The sequence below is a fragment of the Halorussus lipolyticus genome, from assembly GCF_029338375.1.
GTDB classification, from domain to species: domain Archaea; phylum Halobacteriota; class Halobacteria; order Halobacteriales; family Haladaptataceae; genus Halorussus; species Halorussus lipolyticus.
The window spans coordinates 1,128,308-1,144,014 of record NZ_CP119804.1; the positions used below are offsets into that span (position 1 = coordinate 1,128,308).

Here is a 15,707-nt window from a genome sequence, read left to right on the forward strand (position 1 = left end):
CTGGTCTCGCTCAGTACTCGTAGAAGCCCTGCCCGGTCTTCTTGCCCAAGTCACCCGCGTCAACCTTGCGCTTGAGGAGGTAGGCGGGCTTGTACCGGTCGCCCAACTCGTCGAACAGCGTCTGGGAGGCGTCGAGACAGATGTCCAGACCGATGTGGTCGGCGAGTTCGAGCGGCCCCATCGGGGTGTTCGTACCGAGTTTCATCCCCTTGTCGATGTCCTCCTTGGTGGCGACACCCTCGTCGTAGGCCCGGATGCCCTCGTTAATCCACGGCATCAGGATGCGGTTGGTGACGAAACCGGGCTTGTCGTCGGACTCCCACGTCTCCTTGCCCAAGTCCTCGGCGAGTTCGTGGGCGAACTCGGTCACTTCGTCGCTGGTCTTCTCGCCGATAACAACCTCGACGCCCTTCATCACCGGCACGGGGTTCATGAAGTGGAGGCCGACGATGTTCTCCTCGCGGTCCGTGACCGACGCGATGGTCGTGATGGAGAGCGTGGAGGTGTTCGTGGCCAGAATCACGTCCTCGGGAATCTCGTCGTCCAAGTCCGCGAAGATGTCCTGCTTGATGTCCATGTCCTCGACTGCGGCCTCGACCACGAAGTCGCAGTCCGCGAGGTCCGACAGTTCCGTGGTGCCCGTGATTCGGTCGAGGGTCGCCTCGGCCTCGTCTTCCGAAATCTTGTCCTTGGAGACGAAGCGGTCGAGACTGTCCTCGATGGAGTCGAACCCGTTCTGCACGAAATCCTCTTTGATGTCGCGCATCACCACGTCGTACCCGGACTGGGCCGCGACCTGCGCGATGCCGCTACCCATCGTGCCTGCGCCGACTACGCCGATGCTCTCGATGCTGTCGAGCGTGCGTACCATGGTCGGCAATTCTTGCGGTCGGGTCGTAAGCCTACCGAAGTTCCGAACTGACCGCCGGTCCGGACCGGCCAGTTCCAGTTTCGCCCCGGCAGGGTATTTAGTGTCTTCCCGACGAGGTACGAACATGGACGAACAGGGCGGTGAATCGAACGCCACGCTCGAAGACACGCTCGCGGTGTTCGAGGACGTGGTCGAAACGGGGATGCCACTCACCGCCGACGAAGTCGCTGACGAACTCGACTGTCCGAACCGGAGCGCCGAGCGCAACCTGACCGAACTCGCGTCCCGAGGAGAACTCGAAACCAAGTGCGTCGGCGACCACCGCATCTGGTGGCGGCCGACCGACCCGGAGGACTCCACGAATCCGGACGACCCCGCCGTCAGCGGGCCGGACGAACACGGCATCGGGCCGGACACCGAAATCTACGAGCGCATCACCGACGCCTTCTACGCGCTGGACGACGAGTGGCGATTCACGCACCTCAACGAGCGCGCCGAGGAGATTCTCGGTCGCTCGGAGGACGACCTCCTCGGCGAGTCCATCTGGGACGAGTTTCCCGAGGCCGCCGAAGGAATCATCGGTGAGAAGTTCCGCGAGGCGATGGCGACCCAGCAACCGGTGGACTTCGACCTCTACTACGACCCCCTCGGACTCTGGGCCGAAATCAACGCCTACCCCTCCGAGACCGGCCTGTCGGTCTACTTCGTGGACATCTCCGAGCGAGTCGAGACCGAGCAGGAACTCAGCAGATACCGCCGAATCATCGAGACCGTCAACGACGGGGTGTACGCGGTCGATACGGACGGTCGGTTTACGATGGTCAACGAGGCCTACACCGAGATGCTGGGCTACGACCGCGAGGAGTTAGTCGGCGAACCGGTCTCGAAATTCGTCAGCGACGACATCGCGGAGACCGCCCAAGAAATCGAGGCGGAACAAATCGCCGGCGAACGCGAGGCCCCGACCCTCGAAGCCGAACTCCAGACCGCCGACGGCGGCACCATCGTCGCGGAGGCCACCTTCGCGCTCCTCGACATCGAGAACGGCGACCACGAGCGAATCGGCGTGGTCCGGGACGTGACCGACCGCCGGGAGTACGAACGCCGAATCGAGGAGCAACGCGAGCGGTATCGCAGACTCGTGGAGGCCGCCCCGGTGGCGATTCTCACCTGCGACGCCGACGGTCGAATCGTCTTCGCCAACGAGGCCGCCGCCCAGCAGGTCGAGTTCGACGAGCGACTGGTCGGCAAGTCGGCCCTCGAACTGGTTCACGACGACGACCGGGCAGTGGCCGCAGAGCGACTCGAAACCGTCCTCGACGGGCGGGAGGCCCTCGCGCCGACCGAACACAAACTGGTCACGCCCGACGGGGAGATACGCCACGTGATTACGACTGCGGTCCCGATTACCTCGGACGGCGAACCGGCCGCACAGGTCGTCATGACCGACATCACCGAGCGAAAACGCTACGAGGAGCGTCTCAGCGAGACGGTCGCGGAACTGGAGCAGTCCAACGAGCGCCTCGACAGTTTCGCCGACATGCTCGCCCACGAACTCCGGAACCCGCTGAACGTCGCGCAGGTCTACCTCTCGCAAATCGAGACCGACGACGAGACTGCGGTCGAACAGGTCGCCAGCGCGCTCGACCGCATCGAGGAGATGATAAACGTCCTCCTCGTGTTGGCGAAGGGCCGGGCCGCGGTCGGTGCCGAAAAGGAGGTCGCGCTGGCCGAGGTGGCCGACACCGCGTGGCGGACGCTCGAAACCGGGACCGCGAATCTCGTCGTGGACACCGACCGCGTCGTCCTCGCCGACGAGAACTACCTCCAGCACCTGTTCGAGAACCTGTTTCGCAACGCGATAGAACACGGCGAGGACGACGTGACGGTCCTCGTCGGCGACCTCGAATCCGTCTCTGCGAGCGAAGCCAGTGGCGACTCGACGGACGAGTCCGTCGGCGGGTTCTACGTCGAGGACGACGGTCCCGGAATCCCCGCCGAGGACCGCGAGGCGGTGTTTCAGGCCGGCTACTCCACCGGCGACAACGGACTGGGCCTCGGGTTGACGTTCGTCTCGCAACTCTCGGACGCCTACGGGTGGGACTGCCGGGTTACCGAGAGCGAGGCCGGCGGCGCGCGCTTCGAGTTCACCAACGTATCGGTCGTCGGCGATAAATACGTAGAAGCGGTAGAAATAGACGACTGCGTTGAAGACGATGGAGTATAGATAGAAAGCAATGAATTACAATTTCGAGAGCAACGTAGAATGCGGAAAGAATGGATAAACAAATCGGAAGTAAAGAGAAATACGTGGAAAAGACAGAAAAAGAGATAGCAGAACCGGCGAAAGAACCGGATGCGTAGTTAGTCCATCCCGGCCAGCAGGTCGTCGGCGTCGGCGATGCGGGCGAACTCGCCGGACAACTGGGCGAGCGCGACCCGGTGGTTCTCGGACGCCGAAATCGCGCCGCCGTCGGGCGCTTCTCGGTCGAATGTGGCCGTCGCGTCCGCGACGACGACGGGCCGGAAGCCGAGGTTCTCGGCCATCCGGGTCGTGGTCGAGACGCAGTGGTCGGTGGTGAGTCCCGCGACGACGAGGGTATCGAGGCCTCGCTCGCGGAGCCACGACTCTAGCCCGGTGCCGACGAACGCGCTGTTGACGCGCTTGACGAACTCGGTTTCGTTCTCCCGCGGTTCGTCGGGTTCGAGGCCCCGTTTGAACGCGAAGCCCTCGCCGTCGCCCCGGAGCGACGAGTCGGGTTCGGTCGAATCGTGGCGGGCGTGGACCACGGGCCGGTCGGCCTGCCGCCACGCTTCGAGGAGGACTCGGGCGCGGTCCTCAGCCGCGGGGTTGTTCCGGTCGCCCCACCCGTCGGCGTCGAACCCGCGCTGGAAGTCCACGAGCAGGAGAACCGCGTCGTCGGGGAGGTCTGCTTGCAGGTCCGTCATGTCCCCACCAACAATTCGGGGTCGGCCTTGGGATGCTCCCGCGTGACCCGAATCGGGCACTCGTCGGGGGCCTGCTCGCCGTCGGCCGAAAAGAGGTACTGCTTCCACTCCCGGTCGCCTTCGACGCCCCAGTCGCCGAGGTCCGCGTGGGGACAGACGCCGTCGTACTCCTCGATTCTGCCCTGAATCACGTCGCGGGCCTGCTGGCCGGCCTCGGTGTCGGCGGTCAGGCCCTCGAACAGCGTCCGGGGTTGGAAGGTGATTTCGAGGCCGACCGGGCAGTACCGACTCTTTCGGTCGTCGTAGAACGGCGCGCGACACGTCGGAAACATGGGTTCGCCGCCGAAACAGAACTCCCAGTAGGGGTCGTCCGGGTCGGTCGGAACCTCGTCGGGCCACGGTTCCGGGTCGTGGACGTGGAGGAACTGGAGGACGTGCCAGAGGCGTTCGTGGTACTCGGCCTCGGTGAGGTCTTCGTCGGCCGGTCGGAAGAACACCGTGAGCGGGGCGCGGTCGGCGTGGTCCTCGTAGGTGTCGAGATATTCGAGCAGGGTCTCGCCGAGCGCGAACAGCGAGTCGGGGTCGGTCGCCGACTCGCAGAAGGCGTAGAGACCGTCGCCCTCGCGCTCCATCTCGACGCCGAAGTAGCACGGGAATGGCGTGTCGTTTCGCTCGCCGAGGAGGCCCTCCCGAAAGCTCTCGTAGTGGTCGATTGCCCAGTCCGGGAGCGCCCCGGATTCGACCCGACCGCGGACGGTCGATTGGTCCATCAGCGCGCGAACTCCGGGTTCGTTCATGCTCGGCGGTTAGGAGTCGTGGAGGGTAGTCGTTTCGCTAATGGACAGTCGAGCGTGGTGTGCGACTGAATCTATTCAGGTTGTGATACAGTTTGCAAAACATTCAAGCCCTGTCGGTGTGAGGCTGAAATAAATCGGTGACGCCCCGTGAGCAACAATGACGCCCCCGACGCCCCCGACGACCCGACAATCAACGACGAGGAGGCGCTGACCGACATCCACTACGTCGGTCCGGCGACTGCGGCGGTGCTCGCCGAGGCCCCCTTCGACGCGACAGGTATCAGCGACAAGACAGTCTCCTACGAGATGTTGCAGGACGCGGGCGTGAACCCCGGCGTCGCCACTCGTCTCCGGAAGGTCCACTCCCTCCCGTGGTCGTTCGGAGGAAGCGACGAGGACGACGACTCGCTCGAACAGCGTTCCGAAAAGGTCCGCGGCCTGAAAGACGAGGAGCGAGCGTGGGTCGCCGCGAGTAGCGGCGACTGGGAGTCCCAAGAACCCGAGACCACCGAGACGACCCAGACGACCGCCGACGGCGACTGGACGCCGACCGGCGAGGCCACCACCGACGGGAGCGGCGCGGCCGAGGAGGCCGAGGCGGCGTGGCGCGAGCGGAGCAAACCCGACCCCGTGACCGACGTGCCCGGCGTGACCGACAAGATGGCCGAGATTCTGGCCAACGGCGGCATCACCTCGGTCCGGAGTCTCGCCACCGCCGACCCCGAACACGTCGCCGACTCGCTCGGCCTCGGCCTCGAGCGCGTCGAACAGTGGCGCGACCAAGCGCGGGACCTCGCCTGATTCTCTCGTCGGTCGCGTCCTCTCGTGCGTTCTCCTCTGCTCGTCTCTCCAACTCTCGTCGCCAACCCGGCTTTTTACTATCTGAGTAGTAAGTTTCCAGATTACCGAAACGGAGTTACGCCGGGCGTCACGCCGATTCAGGCCCTCTGCGACCGATTCACAGGGGGCCGTTGTGACCATTAGACTCTTATGCGATGTTACCGGAGGTTGGAACGAATGATACCACTCGAAGACTCCCCGGTAACGCGCAACGGCAAGTCTCTCATCCTCGCGTACGACCACGGCCTCGAACACGGTCCCTCCGCGGACTTCGGTTCGGTCCCGGAGACCCTCGACCCCGAGCAGGTCTTCGACATCGCCACCCACGACGCGGTCACGTCGCTGGCGGTCCAGAAGGGCGTCGCCGAGACCTACTACCCCTCCTACGACGACGACGTGAACCTGCTGGCGAAGCTGAACGGGACGAGCAACCTCTGGATGGGCGAACCCCACTCGCCCCAGAACTGGACTGTCGATTACGCCGCCGAACTCGGTGCCGACGCGGTTGGCTACACGGTCTACTCCGGGTCGAACCACGAGACCGAGATGTACGAGGACTTCCGTGACATCCAAGAGAAGGCCCACAGCGAGTACGACCTCCCGGTCGTCATGTGGTCGTACCCTCGCGGACAGGGCATGAAGAACGACACCAAGGAGTCGGTCATCGCCTACGCGACCCGCATCGCGCTGGAAATCGGTGCCGACATGGCGAAGGTCAAGTACCCCGGTAGCCGCGAGGCCATGGAGTGGGCGGTCCAGTCGGGTGCCGACATGCCGGTCGTGATGTCGGGTGGCTCGAAGGTCAGCGACTACGAATTCCTCTCCAGCGTCGAGGCCGTCATGGACGCCGGCGGGTCCGGCCTCGCGGTCGGTCGGAACGTCTGGCAGAGAGACGAACCCGAGCGCATCCTCGACGCGCTCGAACAGGTCATCTTCGAGGGAGCCACCGCCGACGAAGCACTCGACGAGTGACGATGGACGACGCCCAATCGGAGCGCGCCGAGGCCGAAGCCGAGGACCCAATTTCGCGGGCCATCGCAGTCGTCGCCCGGTCGGCCCCCGAAATCCGGGCCGGGTTGACTGGCCGCCGGACGAAGACCGACGACGAGAACGCCAGCGGCGAGACCCAACTCGCCGCCGACGTGTGGGCCGACGAACTCCTCGAATCGCGCCTGACCGACATCGAGGGCGTCGGCCAGTTCGCCAGCGAGGAGCGCGAGGAAATCGTGGACGCTGGCGACGGGGACCTCTCGGTCGCAATCGACCCCCTCGATGGCTCCTCGAACCTGCAGTCCAACAACTCGATGGGCACCATCCTCGGGGTCTACGAGGGCGAACTGCCCGCGAAGGGCCGGAAACTGGTCGCGTCGGCCTACGTCCTCTACGGTCCCATCACGACGATGGTGGTCGCTCGGGATGGGTCGGTCACGGAGTACGTCGTCGAGGGAGACGGCGAGGAGGACGCCGAGCGCCGCGCGGTCCGCGAGGACCTTGCCCTGCCCGACGACCCGACGGTCTACGGGTTCGGCGGCCGCGTGCCCAACTGGACCGACCGGTTCGCCGACTACGCCGGGGACGTAGAGGAGGACCTCAAACTGCGCTACGGCGGCGCGATGATAGGCGACGTGAACCAAGTCGTGACCTACGGCGGCGTGTTCGCCTACCCAGAACTCGACTCGCGCCCCGAGGGCAAACTCCGCCTCCAGTTCGAGGGCAACCCCATCGCCTACATCGTGGAGTCGGCGGGCGGGGCGTCTTCGAACGGCGAGGAGTCACTGCTCGACGCCGAGGCCGACGAGATTCACCAGCGCACGCCGGTCTACGTCGGCAACGCGGACCTCATCGAGCGACTGGAAGCCGAGTTCTGAATCGGCCAGCGCGTCGTTCGATTTTCTCTCACCCGTTTCTGACTGACCGGTCCGAGTAGCGAGAGTGACCGCGAATCGCCGAGGGTTTCGGAAGCAGTCCGCTCCGTATTTCGGCGGCCCGTCCTCGAATCGAACCTGTCTCCGCACCGACCCCGACGCGAATTCCGAAACAGTTGAGTCGTTCCGATAACCACCGCCGTCAACGCCGATGCCCGACGCCCTCCACCTCGTCACGCTCGGAACCGTCCTCGTCGTCACCCTCGCGCTCGGGGTCTGTGTTCACGAACTCCTGCACCTCGTCCCGCTGTCGTTCACCGACGCGGAGTACACCGTCAGCGTCCTGCCGGACGCGGGCGAGTCGGCCCTTCAGAACGCCGTGACCGGCGGCCTCGTCCGAGTCGAAATCGCCCACGTGCCAGACTCGACGCCCGACTGGGTGCTTCGGGTGGCCGCGCTCCTGCCCGTCCTGCTGGCCCTCCCGCTCGCGCTGGTTTTGGCCGGACTCCTCCCAAACCCCATCGCAGGGGGCGACCACGCCGGGACCGTTGCGCTGGTCGCGCTGACCGGGTGCGGCCTGCCGAGTCCCGCCGACTGGTCGGTGGTGTGGTACGGAGCCGACCTCGCCGAGGACTAACTCTCGCTGTTCTAAAGACACTATATAATTCCTCAAGTAATGAATTACAATTCCCGAGCTGGGCCGAGGTCGAAATCCGGGTTTCAGGCGCCAACGTCGCCGACCTCGACGCGCTGGCCGGTCTCGGCCGACTCGTAGATGGCCGCGACGGTCTCCATGTCGGCCACGCTGTCGCGGCCGTCGGGGTCCGGTCGGGCGTCGGTCAGGATGCAGTGGGCGAAGTAGTCGAACTCCTCGGCGACCTCGTTGACGAACGCGCCGGTGTAGGCGAATTCTTCGTCGCCCCGCGTCACCGTCAGCGTGGGATTGGTTTCGGAGTTGAACGCCGGGGCGAGTTCGGCTTGGCCCTCGGTGCCGACCACCCGGAGTCGGTCGTCGGCCTGCGCGCCGTAACTCGCGGTGCAGGAGGCCGTGGCTTCGCCGGGGAACTCCAACTGGAAGGCGACGTGTTCGTCTACCTCCTCGAACTCCGGGTCCGGCGAGGAGGTCGTCGCCTGCGCCGAAGCCGGGTCGGCGTCGAACAGGAACCGGACAGCGTTGAGGGGATAGACGCCCACGTCCATCAGCGCGCCGCCCCCGGCGAGGTCCGCGTCGAGTCGCCACTGGTCGGGTCCGCCGTTCTCCAAGATGTGGCCCGTGAACCACCCGTGGAAGGCCACTGGGTCTCCGAGCGCGCCGTCCCGAATCATCTCGCGCAGTCGGCGAGCGGCGGGGTCGATTTGTGGCCGGTAGCCCACCATCAGCGTGACGCCGGCCTCGTCGCAGGCCCGGACCATCTCTCGCGCTCGGTCCGCAGTCGCCTCGATTGGCTTCTCGCAGAGGACGTGCTTGCCGTGGTTCGCGGCGGTCCTCGCGTAATCGAGGTGGAGTGCGTTCGGCCCGGCGACGTAGACTGCATCGAAAGCGTCCGCGTCCTCGCCCTCCTCGAACTCGTCGTAGGTGAGGATGTGAGCCACGTCGTACTCGTCGGCGACCTCCTCGGCCTTCTCGGGCGACCCGCTGACCAGCGCCCTGACCTCGCAGTAGCGCGTCCGGTCGGTCGGACCGGTGGCATCGCCCGCCAGCGCCGGCAGGACGTGGTTTCGGGCGAACCCGCCGAGACCGACGAGCGCGATGCGGACTGTCTCGTCGCCCCCGTTTTTTTCTCCGGCGTCGGCCTCCCAGTCGCGGGCCGTGAAATCCGCAAAATACGAATCGAGGTCCATGCCAATCACGTCACTCCGGACGCCGGAAAGGTTACTGGCGTCGGTGGGGCGGCGTCGGGGGTGGCGTCCGCGGGGCGAAGCGGGCAAGATTCGGTCGAACCCAAAGGGAAAACTGTTTGAAATCGCTGGCCGCAGACTCCCACATGAAAGTCCGCATCAGCGACGGGGCGACCGACGAGGAGGCCTCCGCCATCGGGGAGGCGCTCGCCCAGCACGTCCGCGACGAAGTGGAGGTGTACGTCGGCGACGCCGACTCGCCGGCAGTAGTCCGCGACCGACCGACGACCGCGGGGTCCGCCCCCACACAACCGGACGAGGCGGCCGAGGACGACCTCGGGCCGACCGACCGCGAGTACGCCCTCTGGGACGAAATCGAGGACATCGAACTCGGCGGTCCCGAGAAGTACAAGGAGCGCCTCGAAGAGCAGGGCAAACTGTTCGTCCGGAACCGCCTCGACCTCTGGTTCGGCGAGGACGGCATGCTGTTCGAGGACGGCAAGTTCGCCAACTTCGATTCGTGGCACCCCGACAGTCCGGAAGTCGAGGAGGACAACGACGACCGACTCCCCGGCGACGGCCTGCTGACCGGCGCGGCAGAGTTCGAGGGGCGGGAACTGCACTTCATGGCCAACGACTTCACGGTCAAGGCCGGGTCGATGGCCGAGAAGGGCGTCGAGAAGTTCCTCCGGATGCAACAGCGCGCCCTGAAGAACGGCAAGCCCGTGCTGTACCTGATGGACTCGTCGGGTGGCCGAATCGACCAGCAGACCGGATTCTTCGCCAACCGCGAGGGCATCGGCAAGTACTACTACAACCACTCGATGCTCTCGGGTCGGGTGCCCCAAATCTGCGTCCTCTACGGTCCCTGTATCGCAGGTGCGGCCTACACCCCAGTCTTCGCCGACTTCACCATCATGGTCCGGGACATGTCCGCGATGGCAATCGCCTCCCCGCGGATGGTCCAGATGGTCACGGGCGAGGACATCGAACTCGAAGAACTCGGCGGCCCCGACGTTCACGCCCAGCAGTCCGGAAGCGCGGACCTCGTGGCCGAAGACGAGGAGCACGCCCGCGAACTCGTCGCCAATCTCGTCTCGTACCTGCCCGATAGCACCGACGAGAAGCCCCCGCAGACCGAGGGCAAGCCGCCGGTCAAATCCCCCGAGGGAATCGACTCCATCGTTCCCCAAGAGCCGAACAAGGGCTACGACATGACCGACGTTATCGACCGAGTGGTCGACGAAGGCTCCTACTTCGAACTCAAGCCCGAGTACGGCAAGGAAATCATCACGGCGTTCGCCCGCATCGACGGCCGGCCGGTCGGCATCGTGGCCAACCAGCCAGCACAGCGCGCGGGAGCCATCTTCCCCGACGCCGCCGAGAAGGCCGCCGAGTTCATCTGGACCTGCGACGCCTACGAGATTCCGCTCCTGTATCTCTGCGACACCCCCGGATTCATGGCCGGGTCGCAGGTCGAGAAGGACGCGATTCTGGAGAAGGGCAAGAAGTTCATCTACGCCACGTCGTCCGCGACTGTGCCCAAGCAGACCGTGGTCGTCCGGAAAGCCTACGGCGCGGGCATCTACGCCATGGGCGGCCCGGCCTACGACCCCGAGAGCGTCCTCGGCCTCCCGTCCGGCGAAATCGCCATCATGGGTCCCGAGGCCGCAATCAACGCGGTCTACGCTCGAAAGCTCTCCCAAATCGAGGACGACGACGAGCGCGCCCAGAAGGAGCAAGAACTCCGCGAGGAGTACCGCGAGGACATCGACGTGCATCGGATGGCCAGCGAGGTCGTCATCGACGAAATCGTGCCCCCGAGTACGCTCCGGACCGAACTCGAAAATCGCTTCGCCTTCTACGAGGGCATCGAGAAGGACCTGCCGGACAAGAAGCACGGCACCATCCTGTAATCGGCACGGAAAAATTCCGACCGGGGTCGCGGGTCGTCTCGACCTGCGTCCGCTCAACAGCCTTCGCAACAGGCAACTTCGTCGGGGTTGTCGAACTCGCTACAACAGTCGCACTTGTTCTCGTCGGGGTTACAGCAGTCGAAACACCCCACGAGACAGGGCTTGCACGGGCAGTTGCTTTCGCACTTCGCCACGCAGTCCTCGTCGGGCGAGACGAGACGCTGGTCGCTCTCCAGACTCGCTTCGGCAGTCTCGACCTTCTCCCACGTCGGGTCTTCGATGGTATCGACCGTCTCGCCGCCGCTGACGACGTAAAGCCGGTCGTACTCCTCGACGGTTCCCAACTTCACGCCCGGTTCGAGGGAGGCGTCGGACGCGCCGACCGTGCCGGTGACTGCGATACTGCTCGCCGCGATGCCCTTGAGTAGGTTTCTTCGTTTCATCCGCTCAACAACATACGAAATAGTTGGGAATAAATCATTTTCTAGAATAAGATATACGTTCGGCCGGACGGATTTACTCTCGGAGCGACGGAGCGCGCTCGGAGTTCTCGTCGCGCTCCCGAACCGAGTTCACGAACACCGCGAGTGCCAACCCGACCAATCCCACGTCGCGGGCCAACACGTCGCCGAACAGTCCGGTCGTGACCCACACCACCGCGAGGTAGCCCACCGTCGCGGTGAGTGAGACGGCCGCCACCGCCGCCGCGATACCCGCGTACCGGTCGGCCAACAGGGCGAGGCCGAACCCGATTTCGAGCCACCCGTTTATCAGCATGAAGACGACCGGCGAGACGACGAGGAAGGGCGCGAGCCAATCCGTGACGTAGACCGCCCACCCCGCCGGGTCCAGAAGCTTGTGGGTGCCCGCCGTGACCAACATCCCGCCGAGGCCCCAGCGCGTCAGCGTCGCCGCCGAGGGAAGGCGGGACGCCGCCAGACCGAACGCCGATTCGAGCGGCCCGCCCGCGTCGCTACCGACCATGCGTCGGCGTAGGGAGTCGAAGGCCGAAAATCCCCGCGTTCGAAGACGTCGCGGAGGCGGGCGGAACCTGTCGCGCCTGTCCACGCAGGTCGCCCCTGTCTTCGAATACCGGTCGTGTAACGCGGCGTTTTTCCGCGTATCGTCGGCCGAGCGCCGGGTTCTCGCCGGGTCGGTCCTCTCGGACGACCGGCGAGGGTAGACTGGGTTAATCGCACGTGTCAGACCCTAAGGAGACGTATAACAATGGCCCAGTCGGTCGTGGGTCGTCTCGTGACGAGGCACACCACTCGCCGGGGTTCGATATGAGTTCGGACGGACGCTACTGGCCGACGCTGGCCCGCGCCGGAGACGGGAGCGTGACCGCCGCGGTGGCGGGTCTCAGTCGCTGGGAGCGGACGCTGTGGGCGCTCGTCGGGGTCGCGCTCGTCGGCGACCTCCTCACGACCTACTACGGCCTCCAAATCGGCCTCACCGAGTCGAATCCGGTCGCGCGGGCCGCCATCGAGCGGTTCGGCTTCTCGGCGATGGTCGGCCTGAAACTGTTCGCGGTCGGGGTCGGCCTCTGCTGTCGGCGACTCCTGCCCGACCGCCACGGACTGCTGGTGCCCGCCGGGTTGGCGGTGCCGTGGATGGCGGCGGTCGTCGTCAACCTCTCGCTGTACGCGATGGTGTTGTAGCGTCTTCGAAAACAGCGGCGGACTACTAGTTTTCTTTCTTCAGCGACAGCACGGTCCGGTCGAACTCGCAGACCAGCGTCTCGCCGTCGCCCTCGGTGTCGTCTTCGTCGCGGTTGACAACGAAGGCCTCGACGTGCATCGTCACGACGCCGCGCTCGCCGTCGCTGGTCTCGCGCTTGTCGGTGACGGTCGATTGGGCGCGGATGGTGTCGCCGTGGAACACCGGGTTGGGATGCTCCACGTCGTCGTACGAGAGGTTAGCGACGATGGTGCCGTCGGTCGTGTCGGGAATCGAGACCCCGACCGCGAGACTCATCGTGTAGAGACCGTTGACCAACCGCTCGCCGAACTGGGTGTCGTCGGCGAAGTCGGCGTCCAAGTGGAGCGGTTGCTGGTTCATCGTCATGTCACAGAACTGCTGGTTGTCGGACTCGCTCACGGTCCGGCGCTTCTCGTGTTCGTAGGTCCGGCCCACTTCGAACTCCTCGTAGTAGAGTCCCGTCATGTCAGGAGCGTCGGCGCGACCCGGCAAAAATCCCGCCGGTTTGGGCCGATAAGCACTGATTACTGGCGGTCAAGCGACGCCTGACCGGTAGGTAAGGAGGTCATAACAAAGGGTATGTCGAGAATAAATACGAGTGCAGTCAGTCACAGTCGAGGCTTACCATGACCGAGGACGCATGCCGGTTCGAGTGGGCGCGACCGCAGACAGGGGACGACGAGCGCGTCGGCTCAGCCACCGGGCACGAAGCGGCGCGAGGGACGCCGCGGGGTGTGACCCCCTCGGCCGGTGGCCCGGACGCCCGCGAGAAACAGTCCTCGCGGATGCGTTCGGACGAGGCCGACCCAAATCAGCGTGTGACGCAGGCCCCGAACCGGCGCGTGACCTCGGACGACTCGCGGGTTCAGTTCCGGTTTCGAGCCGATGGACCGGTCGAAACCGTGCCCGCGGTTCACGACGGGACGGTGTATCTCGGCTGTGCGACCGGCTGCACGCAGGCCTTCGGCGGCGGCGACGGGCGCGAGCGGTGGTCGTTTCGGACCGGCGGCCGCGTCACCGCGCCCGCAGTCGCCGACGAGGCCGTCTACGCGGGAACCAGCGGCGGTACGGTCGTCGCACTCGACCCAGCGACGGGACGCCCGAAGTGGGAGTTCGCGTCCGACGGCGGTCTTCAGGCCGCTCCATCGGTCGCGGACGGGGATGTCTTCGTCGCCGACGACGGCGGCCGGGTCACAGCCCTCCACGCCGAAGACGGGTCCCGGCTCTGGACCTTCCAGAGCGCGTCACGGGCGGTCTGTTCGCTCGGACTGAACGGAACCCGATTACTCCTCGCCAGTCTCGACGGCGGGGCGTACGCCCACGACCGAACCGACGGCAGGGAACACTGGCGCTTCAAGCCCTCCCTCGCGGTCCGGCACGCGCCGACGGTGGCCGACGGCGTGGCCTACCTCGGGACAGTGGACGACGGCCGGGTCTACGCGATTTCGGCGGTCACGGGGCGCGAGAAGTGGCGCGCCGAGACAGACGGCGACGTGTGGGCGTCGCCGACGATAGCGGACGGAACCGTCTTCGTGGGAAGTGGGGACGGTTCGGTCTACGCCTTCGACGCCGAGGAGGGGTCCGTAGCGTGGCGGACCGACCTCGGCGCGCGGATTTGGGCGTCACCGACGGTGGCCGACGACGCCCTCCTCGTCGGCACCGACGCAGGGGCGGTGTACGGCCTCGACAGGGAGGATGGGGCGGTACTGTGGTGGTGCCGGGCGACGGACGCCGTGGTCGCTCCCGTGGCCGTCTCGGACGCGACGGCCTACGTGGCCGACTGCGGCGGGGCCGTCACTGCGCTTTCGCTCTCGGCGTAGTCCGAGAGCGAGAAAAGACGTAATTATAGCAGTTTTAGCAATACTCGTATTGCTCTAGCACACATATAGGATTGTTTACTGCTCGTGGCTATTTTCCTCCGCTCGAAGTGGTCTCCTCGTCGCCGACGCCACTCCCAAAACCGCTGGCAACACCGCCGAACGCACCGCTAGCATCGCCGACGTTTCCGCGGGCTTGAAACCCCGCGACCCGCTTTCTTCGGGTATGCCACGACGAAGCGTCATGTTTACGCCGGGCGACCGCCCGGAGATGTTGCGCAAAGCGCCGAGTGCCGGGGCCGACGTAATCGTCTTCGACTTGGAGGACGCGGTGGCCCCCGACAGCAAGGCCGAGGCCCGCGAGGAGGTCCGGGAGGTCCTCGCAGACCCCGATTTCGCGCCTGACTGCGAGGTCTGCGTCCGGGTGAACCCCACCGGTATCACAGCGGACGACGACCTCAGAGGAGTCCTCGGAAACGGCGACCAAGCGCGTGACGCCGCCGAGACCCTCGATTCGGTGATGCTCCCCAAGACCGAGGACCCCGCGGACGCCGAGACGCTGGCCGACCTGCTCGACGAGCGAGACGCCGAGGTCCCCATTCTGGCGCTTGTCGAGACCGCTGGCGGGATTCTCTCCGCGGAGAACATCGCGGAGGTCCCCGAGGTTGATGCGCTGGTCTTCGGCGCGGAGGACTTGGCCGCGGACCTCGGCGCGACCCGGACCGACGAGGGGACCGAAGTCCTCCACGCGAGAGAACACGTCGTCCTCTCGGCCAGTGCTGGCGGCGTGGACGCTATCGACACCGTGTACACCGACATCGAGGACACCGAGGGCCTGCGCGAGGAAACCGCGTTCGCCATCGAACTGGGCTACGACGGCAAGATGGCGATTCATCCCGCGCAGGTCGCGCCAATCAACGAGTCGTTCACGCCGGCCCCCGAGCGCGTCGAGTGGGCCGAGAAGATACTCGACGCCAAAGAAGCGGCCGACGCCGAGGGCCGGGGCGTCTTCCGGGTCGATGGCGAGATGATAGACGCGCCGCTGATTGCGCAGGCGGAGCGCGTGCTGGAGTACGCCGAAGCGGCCGGCGAAAATTGAGCGACTAACTCAG

At 65.7% G+C, this 15,707-nt stretch carries 16 protein-coding genes; 9 read left to right on the forward strand and 7 right to left on the reverse strand.

Going from position 1 to position 15,707, the window contains the following annotated elements; genetic code table 11:
- Positions 1 to 10: 10 nt before the first annotated feature.
- Positions 11 to 871, reverse strand: coding sequence for a 3-hydroxyacyl-CoA dehydrogenase family protein (locus P2T57_RS05715; RefSeq protein WP_276301524.1), 861 nt, complete (start codon positions 869 to 871; stop codon positions 11 to 13).
- A 124-nt stretch (positions 872 to 995) separates the two neighbouring features.
- Between P2T57_RS05715 and P2T57_RS05720 the strand changes: the two genes are divergently transcribed.
- Entirely contained in the window at positions 996 to 3,098 is a 2,103-nt protein-coding gene (locus tag P2T57_RS05720; RefSeq protein ID WP_276301525.1) for a PAS domain S-box protein, read from the forward strand.
- Between the two features lie 137 nt (positions 3,099 to 3,235).
- Here P2T57_RS05720 and P2T57_RS05725 read toward each other — a convergent pair whose 3' ends face one another.
- Positions 3,236 to 3,820, reverse strand: a complete 585-nt coding sequence (locus P2T57_RS05725) for a cysteine hydrolase family protein (RefSeq protein ID WP_276301526.1) — start codon at positions 3,818 to 3,820, stop codon at positions 3,236 to 3,238.
- The gene (locus P2T57_RS05730; protein WP_276301527.1) at positions 3,817 to 4,617 is read right to left on the reverse strand and encodes a YqcI/YcgG family protein; all 801 of its coding nucleotides are present in this window, start codon (positions 4,615 to 4,617) and stop codon (positions 3,817 to 3,819) included. The genes P2T57_RS05725 and P2T57_RS05730 overlap by 4 nt, the downstream gene beginning before the upstream one ends.
- A 147-nt stretch (positions 4,618 to 4,764) precedes the next feature.
- Here P2T57_RS05730 and P2T57_RS05735 point away from each other — a divergent pair, with 147 nt between their 5' ends.
- The 4 genes from P2T57_RS05735 (at position 4,765) to P2T57_RS05750 (ending at position 7,959) form a co-directional block, all read left to right on the forward strand.
- Complete coding sequence (locus P2T57_RS05735) at positions 4,765 to 5,418, forward strand: helix-hairpin-helix domain-containing protein (RefSeq protein ID WP_276301528.1); 654 nt, start codon at positions 4,765 to 4,767, stop codon at positions 5,416 to 5,418.
- A 216-nt stretch (positions 5,419 to 5,634) separates the two neighbouring features.
- Entirely contained in the window at positions 5,635 to 6,429 is a 795-nt protein-coding gene (locus P2T57_RS05740) for a class I fructose-bisphosphate aldolase (protein ID WP_276301529.1), read from the forward strand.
- Positions 6,430 to 6,431: 2 nt separating this feature from the next.
- Positions 6,432 to 7,325: a class 1 fructose-bisphosphatase gene (locus tag P2T57_RS05745; RefSeq protein WP_276301530.1), complete on the forward strand. Its 894-nt coding sequence runs from the start codon at positions 6,432 to 6,434 to the stop codon at positions 7,323 to 7,325.
- A 208-nt stretch (positions 7,326 to 7,533) separates the two neighbouring features.
- A complete protein-coding gene (locus P2T57_RS05750) occupies positions 7,534 to 7,959 on the forward strand; it encodes a hypothetical protein (RefSeq protein ID WP_276301531.1) in 426 nt (141 codons plus the stop codon).
- A gap of 83 nt (positions 7,960 to 8,042) precedes the next feature.
- On the opposite strand, the gene gfo6 is transcribed toward P2T57_RS05750, so the two are convergent.
- A complete protein-coding gene (gene gfo6, locus P2T57_RS05755; RefSeq protein ID WP_276301532.1) occupies positions 8,043 to 9,164 on the reverse strand; it encodes a D-xylose 1-dehydrogenase Gfo6 in 1,122 nt (373 codons plus the stop codon).
- Positions 9,165 to 9,307: 143 nt separating this feature from the next.
- Between gfo6 and P2T57_RS05760 the strand changes: the two genes are divergently transcribed.
- The gene (locus tag P2T57_RS05760; protein ID WP_276301533.1) at positions 9,308 to 11,077 is read left to right on the forward strand and encodes an acyl-CoA carboxylase subunit beta; all 1,770 of its coding nucleotides are present in this window, start codon (positions 9,308 to 9,310) and stop codon (positions 11,075 to 11,077) included.
- Positions 11,078 to 11,130: 53 nt separating this feature from the next.
- Here P2T57_RS05760 and P2T57_RS05765 read toward each other — a convergent pair whose 3' ends face one another.
- Together P2T57_RS05765 and P2T57_RS05770 are read right to left on the reverse strand one after the other, a co-directional pair.
- Complete coding sequence (locus P2T57_RS05765; RefSeq protein ID WP_276301534.1) at positions 11,131 to 11,520, reverse strand: hypothetical protein; 390 nt, start codon at positions 11,518 to 11,520, stop codon at positions 11,131 to 11,133.
- Positions 11,521 to 11,593: 73 nt separating this feature from the next.
- Entirely contained in the window at positions 11,594 to 12,061 is a 468-nt protein-coding gene (locus tag P2T57_RS05770; protein WP_276301535.1) for a DoxX family membrane protein, read from the reverse strand.
- A 302-nt stretch (positions 12,062 to 12,363) separates the two neighbouring features.
- On the opposite strand from P2T57_RS05770, the gene P2T57_RS05775 reads away from it, so the two are divergent.
- On the forward strand, positions 12,364 to 12,738 hold the full coding sequence (locus P2T57_RS05775; RefSeq protein WP_276301536.1) for a DUF5658 family protein: 375 nt from the start codon (positions 12,364 to 12,366) through the stop codon (positions 12,736 to 12,738).
- Positions 12,739 to 12,763: 25 nt separating this feature from the next.
- Here P2T57_RS05775 and P2T57_RS05780 read toward each other — a convergent pair whose 3' ends face one another.
- Positions 12,764 to 13,243, reverse strand: coding sequence for a MaoC family dehydratase (locus P2T57_RS05780; protein ID WP_276301537.1), 480 nt, complete (start codon positions 13,241 to 13,243; stop codon positions 12,764 to 12,766).
- 161 nt (positions 13,244 to 13,404) lie between these two features.
- On the opposite strand from P2T57_RS05780, the gene P2T57_RS05785 reads away from it, so the two are divergent.
- Positions 13,405 to 14,598: an outer membrane protein assembly factor BamB family protein gene (locus P2T57_RS05785; RefSeq protein ID WP_276301538.1), complete on the forward strand. Its 1,194-nt coding sequence runs from the start codon at positions 13,405 to 13,407 to the stop codon at positions 14,596 to 14,598.
- 223 nt (positions 14,599 to 14,821) lie between these two features.
- Positions 14,822 to 15,694, forward strand: a complete 873-nt coding sequence (locus tag P2T57_RS05790) for an HpcH/HpaI aldolase/citrate lyase family protein (RefSeq protein ID WP_276301539.1) — start codon at positions 14,822 to 14,824, stop codon at positions 15,692 to 15,694.
- Positions 15,695 to 15,707: the final 13 nt, after the last annotated feature.